The organism is Longimonas sp. (assembly GCF_046498435.1).
GTDB lineage: Bacteria > Bacteroidota > Rhodothermia > Rhodothermales > Salinibacteraceae > Longimonas.
In genome coordinates, this window is sequence record NZ_JAWOAR010000357.1 from 1 (window position 1) to 24,958 (window position 24,958).

Sequence of the window (24,958 nt, forward strand, 5' to 3'; positions counted from 1 at the left end):
GGTCGGCACAGGTTACCCGGCTATGGGCTGCAAATCCTTAGCCCGGGATCAGGAGCGAAGCGCTGGGAGCACCGCGACCGAGTACTCCTGGGGTGCGGATATCCCGGGCGGCCTCCAACCTAACGTGTACATCGAAGTCTCGCACCTGGTATTAGAACGTTTGAGGGCCCCCGAAAGACGATAGTAGACGCCGTAGGAAAAGCCGTAGGAAAAAAGACGACCTGGCTGCGACAGGGCAAACACAGTTAAAATGGATAGCACGGTTGGATCCAACTGTGCACCTATGCATTCCATAGAGTTCCTTATAACACCTGTATGCAGCTTATTTTGAAACCTACCCGAAAACGAGTTAAGTTTGGTGAAAGTTCAACGGGGGGGTTGGCGTGCGGATATGCTAAGCTGTATGTTGGGTATCCGTTTGGCGTACAGCCCCACGCTCTTACTTTATCTTGTGGAGAGCATCTCGTTGTCCCGTCAAACTGCACATAAGATCAGCGTATGTCCTTTGTAAGTTGAGAGGTGCGCATGCGCTGTAGCACTCCGGTAGTCCCTTGCTTATACCGTAGTTATGGCACAGATATTTCCCAAAAAAGCGAATCTGCTTCCCCTGCTTTCCCTGGGGGCTTCAGCCTTCGGGTTCGTGATTCTTGTTTTTCTGGTATGGTATTATTTCTCGCCCGAGTTTACGGATGTGGGGTACCGGCCGGAGCAGCCCGTCGAGTTTAGCCACGAGCTACACGCGGGGCAGCTCGATATGGACTGCCGCTACTGCCACAACTGGGTGGAAGAGGCCTCGCACTCCAACGTGCCTGCCACGCAGACCTGCATGAACTGCCACAACCAGATCAAGACGGATTCGCCGAAGCTGGCCCCTGTGCGCGAGAGCTGGGCCGATGACGAGCCTATTCAGTGGGTGAAGGTACACCACTTGCCCGATTATGCGAAGTTTAGCCATGCCTCGCACGTGGGAGCGGGCGTCGGCTGTGAAACGTGCCACGGGCGCATCGACGAGATGGAAGTTGTTTCGCAGTCGGAGCCGCTCTCGATGGGATGGTGCCTGGAATGCCACCGTCAGCCCGAGTTGTACCTGCGCCCCACCGAGGAAGTAACAACAATGGGCTATGTGCAACCGGCCGACTTTGTGGATCGCAATCTTGAGAAAGTGCGTCGCGAAGGTATTCAGCCTCCCACCAATTGCTCGGCCTGTCACTATTAAGCTGCGTTCTGTTGACGCCTTCTATTTCGGGAGGCCGCCTGTTTGAGCCTCCGGTGGCCCTACTGGCCCGGCCGCGACCCTCTTTGTTTACGAACGGTTTGACCCATCGATTTTCATGATCGAGCTTGACGTTATCAACGATTCTAAGGACCTGTCTGGCGATGATACGTCGGGGCCGCAGTTTTGGCGGAGTCCTGCACAAATGAACGCCCCGGCTGACACGTCCGACCGCGACGAGTTTCAGGATGGCATGAGCACGCCGCCGAGTGGTGCTTCGCGGCGTCAGTTCCTGCAACTTATGGGGGCGGCCATAGCCATGGGCGGGCTCACAGCGTGTCGGCGTCCGGTCGAGAAAATCCTTCCGCATGCCCGCAATCCCGAAGAAGCCATTCCGGGCGTGCCCAACGAGTACGCAACGGCTATGCCCTTTCGGGGGCTGGTGCGTCCTGTAGTCGTGAAAAGCGATGACGGGCGGCCCACAAAAGCCGAGGGCAACCCCGACCATCCATACAGTGGAGGAGGGGTGAGCGCCTACGAACCGGCTTCGGTGCTGAACCTGTACGATCCCGACCGGTCGAAGCGCGTGCTCGATGATGGAAGCAACGTCGAGTGGAGCGACTTCATGAGCTTCTGCCGCACGCTCGGTGATGAGGCCGACAACCAGTCGGTTGCTGTCATTGCCCCACCGTCCTCCTCGCCCACCATGCAGTCCATGCGGGAACGGCTGGAGAGTCGCTTTGCGGATGTGCAGTGGATCAGCTATGCGGCTGAGGGTGACGATGTCGTGGCACAAGGCATGCAGCAAGCATTTGGGGCACCACTGCGTCCAGCCTACGATTTTGGGGCCGCCGATGTTATTGTAAGCCTCGACGCCGACTTCCTTGGTGGTAGTGATCCGAACTTCCTGAACAACACTGCAACCTTTGCAGAGCATCGCACGGTAAGCGACCCGAGCGATGATATGAGCCGCCTGTATGCGGTCGAGAGTGCGTATACCACTACCGGCGGCATGGCCGACAACCGACTGCGTATGCAGGCACGCCGCATTGTGCATGTGGCCACCGCACTCGCTGCTGAACTTGGCGTAGATGTTGAGTCCACGGGGAGCCTTTCCGAACAAGAGCAAGAATACGTTGCAGCCGTGGCCGAAGACCTGCAAAATGCAGGCCCACAGAGCGTGCTGGTGGCAGGCGAAACGCAGCCCCCAGCTGTACATGCGCTCGCGATGGCAATCAACGAGCAGTTGGGTAGCCTTGGAGAAACGGTAACGTTATTCGATACCGGAGCCGAGACACCCTCCTTGCAAAGTGAGGCCCTCAGTGCACTCGTTGAGGACATGAGTAGCCGAGCCGTAGACACGCTCATCATGTTGGGGGTGAATCCTGCATACAGCGCGCCTGCCGAACTCGGGTTTACCGAGGCGATGCGACAGGTAGGTACGACCATTCATCTTGGAATGCATGTTGATGAGACGGCCCGTGCCGCCGACTGGCACGTCCCCCAAACCCACTATCTTGAATCGTGGGGCGATGGGCGCGCCTACGACGGCACTCTTTCGGTGATTCAGCCGCTCATTGATCCGCTCTACGAAGATGCGCATTCATCGCTTGAAGTCGTAAATGCATTGGCCACCGGCACCGATACCGCTGGATATGATCTGGTGCGCGAGGTGTGGCGTGAGCAGGTCGATGAGAACTTCGAAGACGTGTGGCGCCGCACGCTCCACGACGGATACCTCGAAGACAGCGCCTACGCGACCGTCGAGCCCGATGCCGTGGCGCTTCCCGAATCTATTGACCTGTACAGCGAAGAGGGCTACGAAGTAGTTACGCGTCTGGACCCCACCCTGCTCGATGGGCGGTTCTCCAATAACGCCTGGATGCAGGAGCTGCCAGATCCCATCACCAAAATTGTGTGGGATAACGTGGCGCTCATGAGCCCCGCAACGGCAGATGAGTTAGACGTTGAGGTTACCTACGACGCGGGGGTGTTCCGGGCCGATGAGATCGAGATTGAGGTCAACGACGCGGCTGTGACGCTTCCAGTCTGGATTCAACCCGGCTTCCCTGACGGCTCCATTGGCGTGACGATGGGATATGGACGAGCCCTCTCAACCCGCCGGTCGAAGCGCAGCACACCCTTCTGGAATACTGACGAATACACTGACATCTACGGCGATGGGCCGCTGGCTGGAGGCGTGCAGGACGATGGCACGTCGTATGAGCCTGTGGGCACGAATGTGGCGCCCATCCGCTCAAATAATGGACGCATTGCTACCGGTGCTTCCATACGTAAAGTGGGAAGCGGATACAAAATCGTATCTACCCAGGAGCACGGCTCCATGGAAGGCCGCCCGCTGGCACGGTGGTCTACGCTCGAAGAGTTCCGCGATGCTCCCGAGCACATCAGCGAGATGGGCGAGCCAGTGCCCGGTCCTGAAGAGTCGTATGAGGAGTACCCGGAGCTGTGGTCGGAGAACCATCCGTCGGAGCAGCCCGCCATGAAAGACAATCCCTACTACGACAATCAGTGGGGCATGGTCATCGACCTGAACACATGCATGGGGTGCAATGCCTGCGTGATAGCATGCACCAGCGAAAATAACGTGCAGGTGGTCGGGAAAGAGGAAGTGGGAAATGGGCGCCACATGTACTGGATGCGCATGGATCGCTACTACGTGAGCGAAGACGCGAGCGACGAGGATCCGGAGATGGTGACGCAGCCGGTTACGTGTCATCATTGCGAAAACGCGCCGTGCGAATCGGTATGTCCGGTTGCGGCTACAGTGCACTCGCCTGATGGTACCAACCAGATGGTGTACAACCGCTGCATCGGTACACGCTATTGCTCGAACAACTGCCCGTACAAGGTGCGCCGGTTTAACTACTACAACTGGGTGGGTACGCTGCCCGATCAGGTGCAGATGGCCCAAAACCCACGTGTAACTGTGCGTTCGCGCGGCGTCATGGAGAAGTGCACATTCTGCATTCACCGCGTGCGCGACACGCAGCGCCAGGCACGCAACGAAGACCGCCCCATGCAGACCGACGAAGTGCAAACGGCCTGTCAGCAGGCGTGTCCCACCAATGCCATCACGTTTGGCGACCTGAACGACCCCGACAGCGAACTGGTGGCACAGCGCGAGAACCCGCGTCGCTACGAAATGCTCGACTACCTGAACACGAAACCGCGTCTGTCCTACCTTGGGCGCGTCCGGAACCCCAACCCTCGCCTGGATACAGCCGACGCATCGTCTGAAACGGCGTAGCTGCGGCGTACCCTCTGGCCTCCACGCTCACCCTGTTGAATCAAGCGTAGAAACCCGTGGACAATCGTACTGAACATAACGACGGGCCCGACGGCCACGACAACTTCCACGAGCGTCCCCGGCTCGTGAAGGGCGGGCTCACGTTTAATGACATCACTGAGTTGGTGTCGTATCATGCCGAGCGCAAAACGCCCAAAGCATGGTTCGTGGCCTTTGCTTTTGCCTCTAGCGGTGCAGTATTACTGCTGGCCATGCTGGCGTATCAAATCTACAACGGTGTGGGGGTGTGGGGCAACAACCAGCCGGTAGCGTGGGGATGGCCCATCGTGAACTTTGTGTTCTGGGTGGGTATTGGCCATGCTGGAACGCTGATCTCAGCCATTCTCTTTCTTTTTCGGCAGCAGTGGCGCACATCCATCAACCGCGCTGCCGAGGCGATGACCATCTTCGCCGTGATCTGTGCGCTCATCTTCCCTACATTCCACGTGGGGCGGGTCTGGGCCATCTACTGGACGCTTCCCATCCCGAACCAGATGGAAATGTGGCCGCAGTTTAAGAGTCCGCTGCTCTGGGACGTATTTGCCGTGTCGAGCTATTTCCTCGTATCGTTGATCTTCTGGTACGTGGGCATGGTGCCTGACCTGGCCACCTTCCGGGATCGGGCCAAAGGATTCTTTCGCAAGCGCATTCTGGGCTTCCTGTCGCTTGGATGGACGGGTGCAAACCGCCACTGGCGTAACTACGAAAAAGCATACTTGCTGCTGGCAGGGCTGGCCACACCGCTTGTGCTTTCTGTGCACTCGGTGGTGTCGTTTGACTTTGCCGTTTCCATTCTTCCGGGCTGGCATACCACGATCTTTCCGCCGTACTTTGTGGCGGGAGCCATCTTCTCCGGCTTTGCGATGGTGGTTACGTTGCTCGTCATTACACGCAAGATCTATAGCCTGGAGAACCTGATTACGATCGACCACCTCGAAAAAATGAACGTCATCATTCTGGTGACAGGGACGATCGTCGGGTTCGCTTACATCACGGAGTTCTTCATTGCGTGGTACTCGGGGCTTGAATATGAGCAGTACGCATTCTTGAACCGCGCCTTCGGACCCTACGCGTGGGCCTACTGGATTATGATGACATGTAACCTGGTTACGCCGCAGCTCTTCTGGTTCAAAAAGCTGCGCCGGTCGATTCCGGTGATGTTTGCGCTCTCTATTTTTGTGAACATCGGGATGTGGTTTGAGCGCTTCGTGATTACGATTACGTCGCTGCACCGCGACTTCCTGCCCAGCTCCTGGGGCTACTACACGCCTACCATTGTTGATGTGCTCACGTTTGTGGGGACGTTCGGGCTCTTCTTTACGCTGTTTCTCCTCTTCCTGCGCTTCATTCCTATTGTAGCAATGGCCGAGGTAAAAACCGCACTCCCCGAGTCCGACCCGCACCACTACGAGGGCGACGGGCAAACGGCTTCGGCCAGCGAACGCAACACGCCCTACATCAAGCCCTCACAAGGATACCAGAGCTACCGTGGAGGACGCCAGGGCACGCCGCTCTCCGATGATGATGGAGCGGACGACGACCGCACGGCATAACCTGATCCCTCTGCTCTACTGACAATGAACTCTTGCTGACCATGACACTAATTCAGGAAATTAAGGCGTCGATGGGCATCTTCGAGGGTGCCGATGATGGGGCGTATGGGCTGCTTGCCGAGTTTCCGCATCCCGGTGCTCTGCTCCACGCCGCCGAAGCCACGCGCGAGGCCGGCTACAAGCAGTTCGACACCCACTCCCCCTTTCCCGTGCATGGCATGGATGAGGCTATGGGGCTGGGCAACTCCAAAGTGGGCTATTTCACCTTCATCGGAGGGCTAACCGGATGCTTGGGAGGGGCGCTCATGATGTGGTGGATGGGAGCCGTTGACTATCCGATCAACATCAGCGGCAAGCCCTTCTTTTCCATTGAGCCATCGGTGCCCATTATGTTTGAGCTGACCATTGTGGTCGCGGCAGTGGTTACTGTGGGGGCGATGCTTGCACTCAATGGACTGCCCCGCCCGTACAACCCGCTCTTCTACTCTGAGCGTTTTAGCCGTGCCACCGACGATAGCTTCTTCCTTCACATTGCCGCCGGTGATGCACAGTTCGACCGCGAGGAGACTGCTGCCTTCCTGCGCAAGCTTGGGGCAGAGCATGTCGAGCTTATCTATGATGACGAAGCAGTAGATGCGTAACTTGCCGCGCCTCCCCTTTATGGTTGATCCTAACCTGCACAGTAGCATGCGTTACCTTGTATTTTCCCTTGCGGCCCTGGCGCTCGTGCTCACCGGATGCCGGGGCATGGAGTCGGAAGAGACCCCCGTCCACCCGAACCAGGACATGGACTACCAAGAGCGGTTCAATGCCCAAGATGCCAACCCATTCTTTGCCGATAACGCCGCGATGCGTAAACCAGTATCCGGCACTGTAGCACGTGGCTTTCTGCGTGAAGATAGTGCTCTGTACACAGGCCGAGATGACGACGGGGTGCTCGTAGAGAGCAACCCCGTTGATATATCGCAGGCAGTGGTGCAGCGTGGCAAAGAACGCTACGAAGTATACTGCTCTGTATGTCACGGAATCGCTGGCGACGGTGAAGGCATTATCATGACGGGCGACTATGGCTACACGCCTGCTCCCACGTTTCATGCCGACCGGCTTCGCAACGAAGAGCCCGATGGCCACTTTTACGATGTAATCACCAACGGCATCCGGAGCATGCCGGGCTATGCCTCCCAGATCGCCGTGCAAGATCGCTGGGCCATTGTGGCGTATATCCGGGCGCTTCAGCGTAGCCAAAATGCCAGCGAAGACGACCTCCCCGAAAGCGCTCGCGTAGAAATAGAGCAAGGCGAAAGCGCCAACATTACGGTTGAGTAAGTGCTTCTGAATAAGCGCCTGCCTCCCCGTTTCGCATAGATCGCGGCTCCCCCGCTGAACCTTCGACTGTTACGTTATGTCTGATACCGAATCGCGCTCGTCCTCGCTACTCACGTGGCTGATTGATCCGCTACGGTCTACCGTGGATTCGGCGCCCAATGCCTTCACGTTTACTGGCGATCGGCGCGCGTGGCTGGTACCTGTTGCACTGGGACTGGCCCTGCTTGCCATTAGTGCACTCGGGTGGCTCGTAAATCCAGAGCGGTTTTATGTGTCGTACCTCATCGGGTGGACGTTCTGCCTGACCATTAGTCTGGGGGCGCTCTTCTTCCTGTTCTTTAACCATTTAACAAAGGCAGGATGGAGTATCGTTGTGAACCGAATCAACGAATCCCTTCTATGGGGTTTTCCCATGCTTGCACTGCTATTCATCCCCGTGCTTTTTGGGATGGATGACCTGTACAAGTGGACCCGCCCCGAGGTTATCACAGAGGGAAGTCCGAAGTACGACGAACTCATTGCTGGCAAAACGCCCTATCTCAATACCCCGTTTTGGAGTATCCGAATGGCCATCTACTTTGCCATTTGGTCGCTGCTTTCATATCGGCTGTATACCTTCTCGGTCACCCAAGATGTGACTGGAGATCCAGAGATTATGGCGAAGCTGCGCTCAACCAGTGCATGGGGACTTCCCCTTGTTGCAGTAACGGTTGCTTTTGCCAGCTACGACATCCTCATGTCAACCGATGCCCACTGGTACTCCACCATATTCGGCATCTACCTGTTCGCTGGGGCGATGCTGTCGCTCATCTCCATAATGATCATTATCGGGACGAGCCTTCAGCGTAGTGGAATGCTTGGGGATACGATCACGCCCGAGCATTATCATGATCTCGGCAAGTACCTGTTTGGGTTTACCGTGTTCTGGGCCTACATTGCTTTCAGTCAGTACCTGCTGATCTGGTATGCTGGGATTCCGGAAGTAACTATCTTCTACCGGCATCGTCTGGAGCATGCATGGGAGTGGCACAGCGCGATGCTTATTCTCTTCCACTTTGCCGTGCCCTTCTTCCTTCTGCTTCCACAAATTACCAAGCGCATCCCCGTGGTGCTTGGCATCTTGGCGGTGTGGCTCTTCGGCATGCACTGGTTTGATCTGCACTGGATTACGATGCCTAACCTCTTCGAAGATGGCGGATTCCACTGGCTCGACTTTACAACCTGGCTTGGGCTTCTGGGGTTATTTTTGGGAGCAACTGTGTACCGGCTAAGTCGCCATGCATTGGTGCCGCATCGGCATCCGTACCTGCAGGAGTCAATGCACTTTGAAAACGTGTAGCTCTGGCTGCCCTGCAACAACGGATCGCCCCCCCGGCTACAGCTGTACAGCTTTGTCCCCTGAAGCGAGCTACCGCGCTTTAGCCGTATTTTCGCTCCGCATTTCGACCCTCGCGTTAGGGTTGTTCATACATAAGATTGCCCGTACAAGCGAACACGCTCTGCTGACACGCCTTTGCCATCCGCTATGACTGCTTCGTCTTCTGATTTGCGTTCCCCCACGATCGTAACACCGCGCGAGGCCGATGTCGTTGACGGCACGGACGTTCGCTTCGAATGGGAGCCCGTTGAGGGAGCCGATCACTACATCCTGCAAGTGGCTGAATCGGCGCGATTCGACACCATTGTCCTCGAAGAGAACGTGGGTAGCCACACGTCGGTCGGCATTGCCGACTTCTTTCCCACCGATGAGCGTACGTTCTTCTGGCGCGTTCTTTCAGGGGCGGGCGACACAGTCAGCGAAAGTGGACGCGTAGAAAGCTTTGTGGCTGCCGATGCCGAGGCAGCAGAAGCATATGGGGGGCTGCCAGAGCAAGAAGAGGATATGGGGCCAGCGTTCGAGTTGGTGCGCTCCTCAAAAGAAGAAGTTCCGGCACGTGTAATTACGCCCGATGCGCGGTTGGAGCGTGAGAAAGAGATCGGCGTGGCCGAGGAAGGAATCGCGACAGGGCAGATTGCAGGAATTGCGTTTTCGATCATCGTAGTAATTGCAGTTGCGGTGGTTGTGCTCTTTGCGTGGACTAATGTAGAGCGGCAGCAGGCGCGTTCTACAGCAACAAGTGCGCAAGAATCCGCTGCACAAGAAACAAACGACGATGGGCGCCGACAGATTTCGGAGTATGCAGTTGTTGATGAAGAGGACGGCACCTACCGTATCCCCATTGACCGTGCTATAGATTTAGTTGTAGACGATTATAACGCAGAAGAAGCGGGTAGCGAAGACGGGGAGGAATAGCCGCATATGGACGCTGATTATCAAATTTTGACTCCGCTATGATCGTGTGGTGAAGCCGTTTTGAACAATGCAACCCGGGCGTAACGTGCTCGTATGGATGATTCCGAATGGCTATTCTGCACCGTATCCGAACTGTCATGCGCATGCCTATACGCCGCAATCTGTTGTTCGGCGTGTTGGCTGTTCTCCTAATTGGAGGGGGAGTCGCGAATCCCGCCGATGCGCAGCGCACCGGCCAGCAGCGCGCCGAGTACGAAGGAGTAGGAATCGATCGCAAACACGGCGATACCGTTCCTCACGACCTCACATTTACTGACCATACTGGCGCCGAGGTTACCCTGGGCGAGTACTTTGACGGGGATCGCCCGGTGCTGTTAAACCTGGTATATCACGACTGTCCCATGCTGTGCGGGCTCCTACTGAATGGGGTTACAACCACCATGGGCAACCTCGACTGGACACCGGGCGATGAGTATACGGTCTTAACTGTAAGCTTCAACCCGCGCGAGTCGCATGAACTGGCTGCCGAGCAGCGGGAGCGTTACCTGAACCAGCTGGATCGGCCCGGGGCTTCGGACGGATGGCACTTTCTGACCGGCGATGCTGAAAACATCGATGCGTTGACGGATGCGGTCGGTTTCAACCTCCGATGGATTGAGTCAAAGCAAGAGTACGCGCATCCAACGACGTACGTATTCTTGAGTGGAAACGGCATGGTGTCGCAGTACATCCATGGGATGGAATTGCCGCGCAGCGATACGCGCAAAGCACTGGTTGAGGCGTCCGATGGGCAGGTAGGATCGCCCGTTGATCTGGTGCTGCTCTATTGTTTTCAGTTTGACCCAAACGAAAATACATACACCGCCGATGCCTTTAACCTGATGAAAGCGGCCTCTGTATTGACAGTGCTCGTGCTGGGTGGTATGCTGTACGTGTTCTGGCGCCGCGAAAGTGAACAGTTGAACGACCAATTGAGCGAAGGGCCGTCCTTCCCTCCACAAACATAACGCATCCCCCCAGCCTCTGCGTACCCACAACGTCTTTGTTTGGGCCGCATGAGGTCTTCTTCCCACTCACACAATTAGTGTCTTCGTTATCATGAATGACTCCGGCACGTTCTGGCTTCCCGAAGCTGCCTCGACGGTGGCTGCCGAGGTCGATGGCCTGTTCTATTTCGTCTATTGGGCCAGCGCCATCATTTTTGTAGGGGTGGTGGCTGCAATGATCTACTTCGCATACAAATATCGCCGCCGCGATCCGAACGACCGGCCCGAACCGGTCAAGGAAAGCCGCCTCCTGGAAATCTCCTGGATTGTGGTGCCAACGATTTTGGTGCTCCTGGTCTTTACCTGGGGCTTCCAAACCTTCGTAACGTTACAGACGGCTCCGCCCAATGCGTATGAGATCCAAGGACAAGCCTACTCCTATGGATGGAGCTTTGAGTATCCGGAAGGAGCCCAAACGACCGATGAACTGTATATTCCGGCAGATCGTCCGGTGCAGGTTCGCTTGAGCAGTCGGGAGGGCGATGTGCTGCATAGCTTTTTCCTCCCGCAGTTTCGGGTGAAGCAAGATGTTCTGCCCAATCGGTACACATCGGTCTGGTTTGAGGCGAACGAGCCAGGCACCTATGAACTCTTCTGTACGGAGTATTGCGGCACGGGGCATTCCCAAATGCTTGGCGAAGTCAACGTCCTTCCGCAAGACGAATTTGACGAGTGGATGGAAGAGGCAGGCGGGGTTGACGAAGACGAACTCTCGCTGGTCGAGCTTGGTGAGGTCCAGTACGAGCGTAACGGCTGCCAGGGATGTCACAGCCTTGACGGATCGGACGGAGCTGGTCCTACGTTTCAGGGGCTGTACGAAAGCAACCGCGACTTTGCAGATGCCTCATCGACCGAAGCAGACGAGAACTACCTCCGCGAATCGATTGTCGAGCCCGATGCAAAGATCGTAGAGGGCTATCGGTCGGGCATTATGCCCTCGTTTGCGCAACTGTCAGAGCGTGAAGTGACGGCGCTCATTGAGTTCATCAAAGAGCAGGACTAAGCAGGCGTCGATTGCGCCTCTCGGATCCCTTTCCATCGAAGAACGCGACACATTATGGAAGCGGCAGCACACGCAGCATCTGGTACAGACGCCGAGCCGCGTACGTACCTTAACCATGAAAACACCCTTTGGGGATGGCTCACAACCAAAGACCACAAAAAAATCGGGATCATGTATTTGGTCTCGCTTGCCGTGGTCTTCTTGGTGGCGGGCTTGCTGGCTATGGCCGTACGCCTGGAACTGATGTCGCCCGACTTCAGCATCATGTCGGCCGATCAGTACAACCAGACCTTCACGATGCACGGCATCATGATGGTCTTCCTGTTCATCGTGCCCTCGATTCCAGCGATTCTGGGCAACTTTGTGCTTCCGCTTCAGATCGGAGCAAAAGACGTTGCATTCCCCCGGCTTAATCTGGCCAGTTGGTACGTCTACATAGCAGGAGGTGTGCTCACGGTAACGGCGCTGCTTGTTGGCCAGTTGGATACAGGGTGGACGTTCTACACACCGTACTCGTCGCAACAGGGAAGCGCGGTCATCTTTATGACTGCGGCCATCTTTGTCTCGGGATTCGCCTCTATCTTCACTGGGCTGAACTTCATCGTCACGATCCACAAGATGCGGGCACCGGGCATGACCTGGAACCGGCTCCCGCTGTTCGTTTGGGGGCTCTATGCAACGAGTATTGTGCAGGTGCTGGCCACGCCTGTAGTCGGTATTACGATGCTCCTGCTTATTCTGGAGCAAACGCTGGGGATCGGGATCTTCGATCCAGCATTGGGCGGGGACCCGATTCTCTTCCAGCACTTCTTCTGGTTCTACTCGCACCCTGCGGTGTACATCATGATTCTGCCGGCCTTCGGCATCATGAGTGAGCTGATCGCGACGTTTAGCCGTCAGCGCATCTTTGGGTACCGCGCTATTGCCCTGTCATCGGTCGCCATTGCGATGCTTGGCTTCCTGGTCTGGGGGCATCACATGTTCGTATCGGGCCAGTCGGCGATCTCCTCGATTGTGTTTTCGCTGATTACGTACCTGATTGGTATCCCGTCGGGCATCAAAATCTTCAATTGGATCGCCACGCTTTACAAAGGATCAGTGTGGCTGCAAACCCCGATGCTATATGCACTTAGCTTCCTGTTCCTCTTCAGCATCGGCGGGCTAACAGGTATTATGGTAGGTGTTCTTGGCGTGGATGTACACTTGCACGACACCTACTTTGTCGTGGGACACTTCCACTACGTGATGATGGGCGGTTCGGTCATTGCACTTCTTGGCGGGATGCACTACTGGTGGCCTAAGATCACAGGGCGCATGTATAGCGAAACGCTTGGCAAGATTGCGGCAGGACTCATCTTTATCGGATTCAACGTGACGTTCTTCACGCAGCTGGTGCTCGGCAGCCAGGGCATGCCGCGCCGCTACTATGAGTATGTAGACCGCTTCGCTGAGCTGCACATGATTTCGACAATCGGTTCCTTTATCTTAGCATCTGGGCTCTTCCTGGTGCTCGGATATGCACTGCACTCGCTCTTCTACGGCAAGAAAGCGCCGCAGAACCCGTGGGCCGCTGCCACACTGGAGTGGACCAACGTAGCTGCAGTGCCCGATCCGCACAACTTTGCGAGCACGCCGCTCGTAACGCGTGGCCCGTACGATTTCCACAAAGCTGATGAGATCTTCGGCGGCAGTGGAGACGGCCAGGCGGGCGGCGATGGCGCAGGAACCGACGACGTGCTTACTCCGCCAGAAGCGGCTCCTTCCGCTCCCAAAAGCGATTCCGCAGCCTAAACGTCCTGAACGGGGCTCCACGCGGACGCCTTGTGCTCTTTTATCTTCCACGATTTACGTAGCCCATGTCGACTGAAAACGCCCCGGCAACCACCGAATCGGTCGAGACCGAACACGACCACCATCCGCCGCATCTGCAGCACCACTTTGTCTCGTCGGAGCAGCAGTTCGACTCGGCAAAGCTGGGGATGTGGCTATTCCTGATCACCGAGATTTTGCTATTCTCGGCGCTTTTCGTGGCGTATGCCGTCTACCGGAACTGGAATCCAGTTGCTTTTGTGGAGGCCAGTAGTACGCTCGATTGGGTAATGGGCTCGGTAAACACCGTCGTGCTGCTTACTTCGTCGCTCACGGTCGCGCTGTCGATTCACTTCATCCAGAAGAACGAAAAGCAAAAGACAGTGCTCAGCTTGTTGGCCACCCTGGTCTTAGCTGGGGGATTCCTGGTCATTAAGTATTTTGAGTACACAGCCAAGTTCAAGTACGGTATCTTTCCAGGTGAGGCATTCGACCCCACAGGAAGCTACGAGTATCTGGCGGCGATTCCGTATGCGTCACAGTTCTTCAGTATCTACTTTGTGATGACCGGCATCCACGGCGTGCACGTGGTCATTGGCATGGGACTGATTGGCTGGATGGCGTGGCGCGCTCACCGCGGCCACTTCAGCGACGAGTGGTACACACCTGTTGAGCTTACGGGACTGTACTGGCACATTGTGGACATCATCTGGATTTTCCTCTTCCCACTATTGTATCTCGTGTAGCGCGCACATTTTATGGAGCCCGGAACGGCTGTATAGAACGCGTCATTTTGCCGGATCCCCTGTACCGAAGAAACTCAAGTTTACATCCATGGCCCACGAAACCGACGACCACGCTGCCCACGGTCACCACATTATCCCGATTTCTACCCTGATGACGGTGTTCATTGCCCTCCTGGCGCTCACTGGCATTACGGTAGGTTTGTCCCCCTTCGACTTAGGGATGTTCGAAATTCCGGTAGCACTTGGCTTGGCTACAGCCAAAGCAACACTTGTCGTCATGATCTTCATGGCGCTGAAGTACGACAACCCGGTTAACACATTAACGTTTAGCGTCGGGGTGCTTTTTGTAGCTGTCTTTCTTGCATTCACCTTGCTCGATACGGCATTCCGAGGCGATATGGATAACGTAGATCCTTTAACAGTGGATGAGCGTGAGCGTCTCAATGAGCAGCTACAAGAGTCTGATGTGGATCCAGAAGATCTGCAAGTTGCACCTGGAGATATGCAGTGAAGAAATGTGCAGTGAAGGAATATGCAGCGATTAGAAGTTGCGTGCTGGCGTCTTCGTGAAGTGACGATGTAACGGAGGAGGGGTCTGGATACAAATCGATGCGCCGAGAAGCGCTCTTTGTGTGTGCCAAACGCAACAATCTTGATGCGCACGGGCAAGGAGTTGCTAACGGGCTATGTGCTTCGAATCTTCAAGCCTCAAGATTCGTCTATACAGGACCCAGGGTGTCATGCATCCCTCCAAGCCCTCCACGGTTGGGCGTGCATCTACTCTTGTAGTGCGCGCGGACACGCAGTTCGTGTTGCATGCATGATGAGGGGGCATGTACGGCTCTTGCCCGGAAGAGCCTTCGATTATGAGAAAAGGTGGCATGGTATACAAGGCCATGCCACACTACACTACCGAATCACCAATGCCTTTGCATACAACCCCTTTACTCAGTGCACCTGCACTGATGCCGTTGAACGCGCCCGTGTCAAGCCAATCTTGCTGTTGCCATGCATGTGCTCTTCATTACCCTTGTTGGTCCTGTTCTCTTCTTTTTGCTGACGTGGGTAGTGGCAACGGCATATCGGTTGTATTTCCCGGAAGAGCCCGTCGCCTTTGAACGAGATCCGGTCGTGCTCCGTGAGCAGCGCCTACGCAAGACGAAAAGTATGCCTGTGGGCGTCCGCGAGATTCGGGAAGATCAGCGGCGCAATCAGTATCTCGGCAAATCATCGCCCGATTATTACTACGCCTGGGGCGACTCTGACGGCTTCCCCGACCTCTGGCGCGACAATGTCTGGATGCGTCGCAACTAAACACGCCTTTACTGCTTTCGATGGGGGCGATCCGTCTCCCCTTAGCCGTGTTCTTCTGGCTTGTTCTTTTAGATTGAGGCCTCACACGGCTCCTCGTTGGCTCTTTCTGTTAATACCCTGCCCGAATGAAAGTCACTGAACATCTTGACCGTGCGTCTAACCCGCTGATCTCGTACGAAATCATCCCCCCCAAGCGTGGTGGGTCAGCTGAACAGATGCTGGATGTGGTGGAGCAGCTGATGCCCTACGACCCGCCTTTCATTGACGTAACAAGCCATTCGGCAGAGGTGTCATACAAGCCAATGGAGGATGGTACATGGAAGCGTTGTGTAAAGCGCAAACGTCCCGGCACACTGGGGCTTTGTGCGGCCATTGAGGCACGCTACGGGATCGACACGGTGCCGCATATCTTGTGCCGTGGGTTTACACGGGAGGAAACAGAAGATGCGCTCATCGAACTGAACTATTTGGGCATCGACAATGTGCTCGCCATCCGAGGCGACGACAAGGGCGTTCAGAAAGATCTTCCGCCCGATCGCTCACGCAACGAGTATGCGGTTGACCTTGTGGAGCAGATCACCGCGATGAACCAGGGGGATTACCTCGAGGATCTAATGGATGCGGAGCCCACCAACTTTTGCATTGGGGTGGGTGGATATCCGGAAAAGCATTTCCAGGCTCCGAACATGGCATGGGACATCATGCGTCTCAAGCAGAAAGTGGATGCGGGAGCCAATTATGTCGTGACGCAGATGTTCTTCGACAACGCGTACTACTTTGACTTTGTAGAGCAATGCCGCAGTGTAGGCATCGAGGTGCCCATCATTCCCGGCATCAAAATTATTACACGCAAGCGTCATCTGCGGTCGTTGCCATCGTACTTTCATACGGATATCCCTGAAGAACTCGCGGCTGAAATTGCAGCAGCTGACTCGGATGAAGAGGTCGAGCACCTGGGAATTGAGTGGGCGATCCAGCAGTCTGAAGAACTACTTGCTTCAGGAGTACCCTGTCTACACTTTTATATCATGTCGAGTGCGAGAACCGTTAAACAGGTCGTGGAGCCGCTACGAGAAATGGCCTAACGAGACAGAATGAGGGTAGGACATAGTGAAAGGATTGCCGGATGCGGACGTCTCCAGCAGCAGTGGCGGGGAGGCGAACAGAGGACCGTTCGCCGCTCCAGTCCACTTTAGCAGCAGAGCTATCACACCAAAGTTGGCTGCAACATTGCGGTGAGGGCGTACGCAGTTGGGGCTTCTCATGTCATCTCGTCGTGGGAGACCGTCCCGCTCTTCGCGCAGGACATAGATATTTTTCATTCACTCCGCGATCCCTCCATACACCAACGAAGCATACTGAGTTGGGTATCATACCACGCCTCACAGAAAGCAGTGCGCCCAGACGAAATAGGCTCGTCTGGGCGTACCGCGCTGTTGGACGAAGTCGGAAGAAAGGGGCAGAAAAAGCGTGGCCGGGTCGGCGTGGTGCCGAGACAATTGAGCAGACATCAATAGGGCAGTCAGCGCAAGCTCAGGTTATCGGTGCGCATCTTTATCCTTGCGGCGTAGCTGGGCTTTGTACTTCTCCAGCTGGCGCCGAAGTTGATCAACACAGTCTTTGGCCGCATCTTCGTGGTTGCTGGCTTCCCCCGTGGCCGTGAGCCGCTTCTGGTAGACATCGAGGCGGGCCTCAACAGTCTTTTCCTCGGCGGGACTGTTGTTCTTGCTTAGAATAACTTCAGCGTTGATGATGCCGTCGTAGTAGCGTTCGAGCTTTTGAAGGCGCTCTTCAACGCGCGATTGCACTTGAGGCGATACCGTAACGTGGCGAGTGGTCAGTTGGAGGTTCATAAGGCACAACGCAGCTATGAAATCAAACAGACGAAAGCAACAACGACGTCTTTAGACCGAAGCACATCCCTGGAATGCATTTCCAATCCCCCAAAATGCATCGAATGCCGGGAGGGCATTCCAGCCAAGTACGCTGCCGCGCTGTAGAGTGCGGAACGACCCATGCAAGGCCCGTAATGCCCACGGCAGTGAAGCTGTAGGACAGTCCGTTGTCGTGCGTATCGGACACGCACAGGCGGGGGAAGTGTTGCAGACGAAAGCGTTAGGAGCCGCCTACAAAGAGGGATGAAACGATCCGAAGCTGGAACTCCACGTTCAGGTGCACAGTCAACCCGTATTGCTATGCTGAATCACCTGTAGGCGTGGCCGTAAAGGCCTGTACGTATTGATCTTCGAGTTGGCGCATGGCGGCCTGACCAGCCTCTGTCTTGTCGGTATGACCGATGAGGTGAAGCACGCCATGCACCGCGTATCGCACAACCTCGGCCTGAACCGAGGTGTCGAATTCAGCGTGGCGCTCACGAGCGGTGTCTACGTCTACATACACTTCGCCTTCAAGCACATTGGACTGCTCACTTAGGTTAAACGCTAACACGTCGGTGTTGTAATCGTGGTCGAGATACTCCACGTTCAGCGAGCGGATGAGTGCATGCGGGCCTAGTACGACAGTAATGGACTCGACTTGTTGCTCAGATTGTTCATCAACGACCCGAGCAAGTAGTGAGCGGAGTGTTTCTGGGTCTACTGGAAGCGTATCGAGGCCAGGGGCGTGCTCAATGGCAATCATGCAGCGTAAGTATTCGGTCAGTGTGTCGTGATAATCTCGCTTGTGTGATCGGTACCGATAGGGACGACATCTCCAGGGCCCGCTCTCTGAAATGAGATTCGGGACCTCACAACATAATCAGAGGGCCATGAAGAAACCGACCTGCCCGCAGATCAAGAGGGATACAGGAGCGATTCCTACACGTCCAACAGGAGACCGTTCGTAGGGGAACGCTTTCGGGGAAGAGCGACGATCACGTACTACGTAGCACCTGCCGTAGCATGCATAGTAAAATGGGGGACGGAGGGTTGTAACGGTGAATCAAAAGGCAGCAACGGAAAATGCTTAGAGCGACGACTCAACAGGGGTTGAAGCGTCTTGTGAAACCGAGAGTTCGTCGGAGGGCGGAGCAGAAGCAGCCTCGCCATCTCCCGAGCTCACGTCGTCTTGCGCACGTACATTCAGCGCGTGGAGCCCTTTGGGGCCGTCGTTCAACTCAAACTCAACCGGCTGGTCCGTGTGCAGCGTTTTGAAATCGTCGCCCGATTCGATTTGTGAGTAGTGAACAAATACATCCTCCCCACCATCCGGGTGGTTGATAAATCCATATCCTTTCTTGGCATCGAACCATTTAACAGTACTTTGCTCCATATCCATAGCAACTAAGAGGCCGTCGTAAAACACATATAACGATAGTGGATTGTGTGCAGGCACTCATACGAGCATGCATCCACGTTTGCCTGTACCCCCGCTACAAGAGTGTGCCGGTACACAAGAGACCTATGGTGCGAGTCTGACACCGGTGTTTCAGTAGTGGGAGAGCTTAGATCCGTTTGGAGCTAAGCACTACGAGGATCGAACGCAGCAGCACAGTGAGTCTGCACACAGTTCGAATATAGAGCGTAGATATACATTCTGTCAAGTTTGTAATGAAATGAGTTGCGCGTCGTGCATCACGAACTGCCAGGATGCCGTGATATCCGGTAAATGGATAGCAAGGACACACGAGTTTTGGAATACAAACTCTGCATGCTCCATTGGGGAGGGAAGCGTGAACGGGTGGATGAAAAACCATCTTCCCTTACACGAGGCCGAGCGCCAACTGACGAAGTACATCCGGGGTACCACAGAGAATGGATACCACAATGCGGCAACCGGATTTGGCATAAGAACGAGGAGCACCTTGCTAATACCATCTGCGCTGAATCATTATACAGGTGTTTGCAATCGGTGAGCGACGAAACTCGCCTTAATGTCGCCGGGGACGCAAGCGGTCCCCGGCTATGGGCTGCAAATCCTTAGCCCGGGATCAGGAGCGAAGCGGATATCCCGGGCGGCCTCCAATCTAACGTGTACATCGAAGTCTCGCACCTGGTATAAGAGCCTGTTTGGGCTTTGGTTTGCAGCCCAGCGGAGCCGCTCGCAGCCCAAAATAAGAATTCAGAACAGGCTCTAAGGTGGTTTACTCCTGCGGGTTCGATGGGTCTGCGGGCGGAGCATTCGGGGGTGTTTGGACATCGCCACCGGGAGACTCGGGGAGCAAGCCGTCAGTGTCGGGGGCCGCCGAGTCGGTGAGCCCGTAGTCGCGCAGGATGTCTTCGGGGATGTCATAGGGCAGTTCCGTGCGCAGGGCCTCGAATCGGGCATCGAACGCGTCGACTCGGTCGGGCAGATCGGCTTCCTGGTAGCTAATCCGCACTGAACCGGCAAAGCGCAGCGCAAAGAGAAAGTCCTGCGTATCCGAAGCCTGACGCAGTTCGTCGAAGACCAGCGGCTCCATATCGGTCATGATGTCGGCGACGCGGTCGGTTGCACCCATCGACTCATAGGCTTGCGCAGTGAGCACATAGCTCTGCAGGTTGCCCGATATGGTATCGAATGGAACCTGCTCCATGAAGTCATCAAGGAAGGTCTGAGCCTCTTCTTCGGCGCCCATGGCGGCCCACCGTTCAGCCGCATGTGTGACAAACAAGCGATACCCATCGGCCATGCGGCGTGCATTCTCGTCGTGATACACACTGGGGTCGTCTAACCCGCGGAAGCGAAAGTCCTGCATACGGTCGATGGTAATATCGGGCACGACTCGGCCAAAGCGCTGGTCGTGCTGCACAGGCACAACCCGGTAGGCTTGCCCTTCAAGTTGCAGGTAATCATCAAGATTAAGGCGTCCGCTCTGCGCCACCGTCACAGCGAAGTAGACCGGCCGCTCCCAGTCGTTTTGTGCATTGGAGCGGATGATGTCAAACACTGCCAGATCGGCAATCTGAAGCATGTTGCTGCGTTCATCGAAGGGCCGCCCTTCGAGGCGCCATTGCATGTTAGAGGCCATGCGGTCGGCGTCGTCGGGATGCACGGTTTCGTTGGAAAGCACAGCATTCGAGTCTACCGGAATGGAGACCGACTGGGCCTCCCAGGGACGCGGACGCAGATCGTCGACCTGGTCATCCGAAAAGGAGAAAGGAAGCGGGGCCGAGTCGCGCGCTTGCTGGTTTTTGAGCTGATCAATGTACCACGGCGTGTTCAGAAGCGAGAGGTTCACCACGCGCACATCGCGCCGCACGCCCTCGACCTCTTGCAGGTACCAGAGGGGGAAGGTGTCGTTATCGCCGTTGGTGAACAGGATGGCATTGGGCGCCACGCTGTTCAGCATGTTGTAGGCATAGTCGTGGGGCAGATAGCGGCCCGAGCGGTCGTGGTTGTCGTAGTTTTGGATGAGCATCCAGCCCGGCACGGTGGCCAGGAGCAGCGCACCAGCGCCCGCCAAGGCCAGCCATCGCTTCGAGGATTCCCACGTTGCCAGGACGCTGTCCTTGAGCAGATGCAGTATACCGGTGGCCCCGAGCCCAACCCACAGACTAAAGGCAAAGAAGCTACCTGCATACGAATAGTCCCGCTCGCGGGGTTGCAGCGGGGTCTGGTTCAGGTAGATGATAATGCCGATGCCAGTGATGAAGAACAAGAATGCCACCGCCGTTGCGCGGCGCCAGTCCCACGTAAAGTGGTAGAAAATGCCAAACAAGCCCAGTAAGAGCGGAAGGGCAAAGTAGACACTGCGCCCGGCTTGTTCGCTGGGGGTAGCAGTGTCAACGGTGGCGGTGTCGGCAATATCCGGATCGAGGAACGAGATGCCGGTAGCCGCTGGGGCATCTTGCGTGTCGGCAGCGCGCCCAGCAAAGTTCCAGAGGAAGTACCGGGTGTACATGTGTCCGACCTGGTACCGCAGGAAGAAGTCAAAGTCGGAGTTGTAGCGGTCGTAGACCTGCGCATGCTGCGGGTTCGGCGACCAGCGGCGCGGGAACAGCGATTCCTCGTCGCGCTCAACGCGGCCGAGGCGGTCGTTATATGTTTCGCCCCGAAAGAGCGGACGGTCGCCGTACTGCTCGCGCGACATGTACGAGATAAAGTTCTCGAACGACGACGGGTTGTTCTGATCAATTGGCGGGTTGATGGAGCTGCGAATGGGGATCAGCGCATACGACGAGTAGCCAATCAGGGCCAGGGCCACGTACAGGAAAAGCAGGTTCGCAATGCGCATCCGTTTGGTGTGGGTGATGTACAGCGCATAGGTAAGCCCCGCTACAATAACCGACAGCACGAAGAAGGGGGCCTCTGTAGCGGCCAGCACCGCCGGGAGTCCCTGAATAATACCCGGATACAGCAGCAAGAAGATGCCCGACGCCACGCCGCCTGCCAGGGCCAGATACTGAAAGCGCGTGCCTGCACTCCAGTCGGGTTGGTCGTAGCGCTGAAAGAACACAATGAGGGCCACGAAGAACAGCGAGAGGAGGCTAAGCAGGTGAATCCCAATAGCCAGCCCGTACAGATAGGCAATGACGAGCAGCCAGCGTTCGGAGGAGGAGCCCAATACGTGCTTCGTACCCCGAGATAGCGCTCGGTCTTCGGCACGGGCATACTCGCTCCATTTGAGGGCGAGCCACACACAGAGCGTTGTGAAGAACGTAGAGAGCGCGTAGGTCTCGGCCTCCACCGCGTTAAACCAGAACGAATCCGACACAGCAAGGGTGAGCGCGCCCACCAGGCCGCCCACATACGCGCCAATGCGCACGTCAGGACTCCATGTGGATTTGGGCCCGCGCCACTCTCGGATAAGCTGTCCGATAGTGAGGTAGGTGAGCAGCACCGCAAAGGCGCTGGCCAGCACTGAGATCACGCTCATAGACAGCGCCACGTATGCGGCAGGCATGAACATCGAAAAGAAGCGCCCCACCAGCATGTAGAACGGCGCGCCTGGAGGGTGGGGAATCTGGAGGGTGTGAGAGACCGCAATGCGCTCCCCTGGATCCCAGAATGAGACCGTGGGGGCAACCGTCAGCGCGTACAGGATCAGGGCGAAGGTAAACAGAGCGGCCGGAATATACCGGTCGAGGCGCGACCAAGTCATGCAGGAGGGCAACAGCTACCGAATCAGAACAAGCGGGGAACGCTCCCAGGTGGTACAGGAGCAGGTGGTACAGGAGCAAGAACAGACGTGCACATCAATGCGGTCAACGAGCCACGGATCCAACAAACGAACAACCTTTTAGCAATGTGATGCCAGGGCTGTGTAAATCGGGCAAATATTTGGTTGGAGATGTGTTATAAGGAGGAGGTAGAAGCACTGCGCCTACCGTTTCAGTCAATGCCAGCTACGACAATAACGCATTCGCCGCGTACCTTCGACTCTCCACCGTAGTACGTGCACAGCTCCGTAAGCGTGCCGCGACGCAATTCCTCGTGCATTTTGGTTAGTTCACGGGCCACGGCTGCCGCGCGGTTGCCTCCGAAAGCGCGACCCAGATCGTCGAGCGTGCGCACCAGTCGGTACGGCGATTCGTAGATCACGATTGTGCGTGGTTCAATCGACAGCTTCTCCAGGCGGGTTGTACGGCCCTTTTTGCGAGGGAGGAAGCCCTCAAACACAAAGCGATCGGAGGGTAAGCCGCTGGCGGTAAGGGCGGGCACAAAAGCGGTAGCACCGGGCAGCGCCGATACCGGTACGCCGGCCTCGTGGCATGCCCGTGCCAGGTAGAACCCGGGGTCGGAGATGCCCGGTGTGCCCGCGTCGGTAATGAGAGCGATGTCGTGACCCACGCGCATGCGCTTCACCAGATGCGGGGTTTTGTCATGCTCGTTGTGAGCATGAAAGCTTGTGGTGGGCGTGTCGATGGCGTAGTGGTTCAGCAGCACGCCCGAAGTGCGTGTGTCTTCGCAGGCAATAAGGTCAGCCTGTTTCAGCGTATCGACCGCCCGGTACGTCATGTCGTCGAGGTTGCCGATGGGCGTGGGGACAAGGTACAGCATGTAGGGGAACGAAGGCGCAAGGAATGCGAGGAGACGTTTGTTGCGGTGGGGCCGAAAAAACAGTGGAGCCGGACCGTAGGGGCTACCACGATGTGTCGGTCTGTGATGGGGCATCGGGCGGAGGCGGAGGCGTGTCGGGGTCGGCGTCGTTCCCGCCAAAGAGGGAGGCACCAACAGCGCCACCGAGGGCGCCAAACACCGCCCAGAGAATGGCTCCCATAATCAGCGTAATCAGAATCATGCCAACGCTGGGCTCCTGCATCATCGATTCTTGTACCATCTCGTCCTGTTGCTGCATCATCTGCTCCATGTCCATGCCCATCAGATTCTGAATGACAGATTCGCCATCCAGTCCCAGCGGACGCAGGGCCCAGTCGAAGGCGGCACTAAGCAGGGAGCCCAAGAACCCGGCTCCAGCACCCAGCGATGCACCCTCTACCGGGTCAATGGAGCGGTTGGATGTGCTGATGTAATGCCAGGCAGCGACACCGCCTCCGAGCATCACTCCAAAGCAGCATAAGAGATTGATGAGTGACAGATACGACGTGCTAAGCACGCCCACCACTACGCTTCCGATAAAGATCGATTGAATGCGCATACACAGTGCTTGAGTCCGATAGAAAACAATACGCTTTTCCAACTTACAAACCAGCATGGTGAACCGAAACTTCGGAAATGGCGCCACTCATAAAAGAGGCAATGTTCGGAGGGGCAGCGGGGGGCGACCCGCGCGTCAAGCAAGGCCGCGCTCCAGATGGCCAATGCATGGTCGTGTGAGCAAGAGGTGGTGTTAGGCCAGGAAGCGGTGCCTGCGACCACCAACGAAACCAAGACGCTTCCGCCGCTGCTCCACCTGCTGGAACTGGAAGGAGCGATCGTGACGATTGATGCAGCGGGATGTTATGCGGAGGTTGCTGAGGAGATTCTACGCGCAGGAGCCGACTACGTGATCACGCTGAAGGCCAACCAGAAGCATCTATATCGGGATGCAAAGGCCCTTTTTGACCAGTTAGAGGCCATTGGGCGTCTTCCCGAGCCGCATACGTCGGTTGACGGAGGACATGATCGCGTCGAAGTACGGCGCTACTGGGCCCTTGCTATCAATGATACAGATGACAATAATACGGAATTGAATAGAGAATCGAATACGGAAGGCTGGCCCGGACTGTCAACGATCTGCCGAATTCAGTCGGAGCGCCACCATCCTGATGGGGCCGTTGAGAGAGAAGAACGGCTGTTTATCTCCAGCTTAGAGGCGGCCCCCGATCAACTGCTGAAGGCCGTACGCCACCATTGGCATGTGGAGAACAAGCTGCATTGGTCGTTGGATGTAGCGTTTGGGGAAGATCAGAGGCGAGTGCGAACCGGGCATGCAGCGCAGAACTTGGGCGTGGTCCGTCGGCTGGCGCTTAGCCTGTTGAAGCA

At 56.3% G+C, this 24,958-nt stretch carries 21 protein-coding genes; 15 read left to right on the plus strand and 6 right to left on the minus strand.

The annotated features are described in order from the left end of the window. Window positions 1–568: 568 nt before the first annotated feature. The 14 genes from R6U20_RS13975 to metF all read left to right on the plus strand — a co-directional run bounded on the left by R6U20_RS13975 (window position 569) and on the right by metF (window position 16,698). The gene (locus R6U20_RS13975) at window positions 569–1,216 is read left to right on the plus strand and encodes a cytochrome c3 family protein (RefSeq protein WP_410338452.1); all 648 of its coding nucleotides are present in this window, start codon (window positions 569–571) and stop codon (window positions 1,214–1,216) included. A gap of 115 nt (window positions 1,217–1,331) precedes the next feature. Next, entirely contained in the window at window positions 1,332–4,484 is a 3,153-nt protein-coding gene (locus R6U20_RS13980; protein WP_410338453.1) for a 4Fe-4S dicluster domain-containing protein, read from the plus strand. 125 nt (window positions 4,485–4,609) lie between these two features. After that, window positions 4,610–6,076: an NrfD/PsrC family molybdoenzyme membrane anchor subunit gene (gene nrfD / locus R6U20_RS13985; RefSeq protein WP_410338472.1), complete on the plus strand. Its 1,467-nt coding sequence runs from the start codon at window positions 4,610–4,612 to the stop codon at window positions 6,074–6,076. A gap of 41 nt (window positions 6,077–6,117) precedes the next feature. Then, the gene (locus R6U20_RS13990; protein WP_410338454.1) at window positions 6,118–6,717 is read left to right on the plus strand and encodes a DUF3341 domain-containing protein; all 600 of its coding nucleotides are present in this window, start codon (window positions 6,118–6,120) and stop codon (window positions 6,715–6,717) included. Between the two features lie 46 nt (window positions 6,718–6,763). Then, window positions 6,764–7,402, plus strand: a complete 639-nt coding sequence (locus R6U20_RS13995; protein ID WP_410338455.1) for a c-type cytochrome — start codon at window positions 6,764–6,766, stop codon at window positions 7,400–7,402. Window positions 7,403–7,478: 76 nt separating this feature from the next. Continuing rightward, on the plus strand, window positions 7,479–8,741 hold the full coding sequence (locus tag R6U20_RS14000; protein WP_410338456.1) for a hypothetical protein: 1,263 nt from the start codon (window positions 7,479–7,481) through the stop codon (window positions 8,739–8,741). Window positions 8,742–8,927: 186 nt separating this feature from the next. Beyond that, window positions 8,928–9,695, plus strand: a complete 768-nt coding sequence (locus R6U20_RS14005; protein WP_410338457.1) for a hypothetical protein — start codon at window positions 8,928–8,930, stop codon at window positions 9,693–9,695. Window positions 9,696–9,838: 143 nt separating this feature from the next. After that, on the plus strand, window positions 9,839–10,702 hold the full coding sequence (locus R6U20_RS14010) for an SCO family protein (RefSeq protein ID WP_410338458.1): 864 nt from the start codon (window positions 9,839–9,841) through the stop codon (window positions 10,700–10,702). Window positions 10,703–10,793: 91 nt separating this feature from the next. Continuing rightward, window positions 10,794–11,744 carry a cytochrome c oxidase subunit II gene (gene coxB / locus R6U20_RS14015; RefSeq protein ID WP_410338459.1) on the plus strand — a complete coding sequence of 317 codons (951 nt, stop codon included), beginning with the start codon at window positions 10,794–10,796 and terminating at the stop codon, window positions 11,742–11,744. Window positions 11,745–11,798: 54 nt separating this feature from the next. Further along, window positions 11,799–13,535: a cytochrome c oxidase subunit I gene (gene ctaD, locus R6U20_RS14020; protein WP_410338460.1), complete on the plus strand. Its 1,737-nt coding sequence runs from the start codon at window positions 11,799–11,801 to the stop codon at window positions 13,533–13,535. A gap of 65 nt (window positions 13,536–13,600) precedes the next feature. Beyond that, entirely contained in the window at window positions 13,601–14,299 is a 699-nt protein-coding gene (locus R6U20_RS14025) for a cytochrome c oxidase subunit 3 family protein (RefSeq protein WP_410338461.1), read from the plus strand. Between the two features lie 88 nt (window positions 14,300–14,387). Continuing rightward, window positions 14,388–14,810: a cytochrome C oxidase subunit IV family protein gene (locus R6U20_RS14030; protein WP_410338462.1), complete on the plus strand. Its 423-nt coding sequence runs from the start codon at window positions 14,388–14,390 to the stop codon at window positions 14,808–14,810. A gap of 497 nt (window positions 14,811–15,307) precedes the next feature. Next, window positions 15,308–15,613, plus strand: a complete 306-nt coding sequence (locus tag R6U20_RS14035; protein WP_410338463.1) for a hypothetical protein — start codon at window positions 15,308–15,310, stop codon at window positions 15,611–15,613. A 125-nt stretch (window positions 15,614–15,738) separates the two neighbouring features. Continuing rightward, entirely contained in the window at window positions 15,739–16,698 is a 960-nt protein-coding gene (gene metF / locus R6U20_RS14040) for a methylenetetrahydrofolate reductase [NAD(P)H] (protein ID WP_410338464.1), read from the plus strand. 453 nt (window positions 16,699–17,151) lie between these two features. Here metF and hpf read toward each other — a convergent pair whose 3' ends face one another. From hpf to R6U20_RS14070, 6 genes are all read right to left on the minus strand, one after another. Continuing rightward, on the minus strand, window positions 17,152–17,466 hold the full coding sequence (hpf, locus tag R6U20_RS14045) for a ribosome hibernation-promoting factor, HPF/YfiA family (protein WP_410338465.1): 315 nt from the start codon (window positions 17,464–17,466) through the stop codon (window positions 17,152–17,154). A 340-nt stretch (window positions 17,467–17,806) separates the two neighbouring features. Next, the gene (gene ybeY, locus R6U20_RS14050) at window positions 17,807–18,253 is read right to left on the minus strand and encodes an rRNA maturation RNase YbeY (protein ID WP_410338466.1); all 447 of its coding nucleotides are present in this window, start codon (window positions 18,251–18,253) and stop codon (window positions 17,807–17,809) included. A gap of 324 nt (window positions 18,254–18,577) precedes the next feature. After that, entirely contained in the window at window positions 18,578–18,883 is a 306-nt protein-coding gene (locus R6U20_RS14055) for a cold-shock protein (RefSeq protein WP_410338467.1), read from the minus strand. 811 nt (window positions 18,884–19,694) lie between these two features. Further along, the gene (locus R6U20_RS14060) at window positions 19,695–22,634 is read right to left on the minus strand and encodes a DUF2723 domain-containing protein (protein WP_410338468.1); all 2,940 of its coding nucleotides are present in this window, start codon (window positions 22,632–22,634) and stop codon (window positions 19,695–19,697) included. A 230-nt stretch (window positions 22,635–22,864) separates the two neighbouring features. After that, window positions 22,865–23,533: a 16S rRNA (cytidine(1402)-2'-O)-methyltransferase gene (gene rsmI, locus R6U20_RS14065; protein WP_410338469.1), complete on the minus strand. Its 669-nt coding sequence runs from the start codon at window positions 23,531–23,533 to the stop codon at window positions 22,865–22,867. Window positions 23,534–23,615: 82 nt separating this feature from the next. Then, window positions 23,616–24,131, minus strand: coding sequence for a hypothetical protein (locus R6U20_RS14070; protein WP_410338470.1), 516 nt, complete (start codon window positions 24,129–24,131; stop codon window positions 23,616–23,618). Between the two features lie 156 nt (window positions 24,132–24,287). On the opposite strand from R6U20_RS14070, the gene R6U20_RS14075 reads away from it, so the two are divergent. Continuing rightward, window positions 24,288–24,958, plus strand: a 671-nt coding sequence (locus R6U20_RS14075; RefSeq protein WP_410338471.1) for an ISAs1 family transposase, incomplete at its 3' end; no start/stop codon positions are given.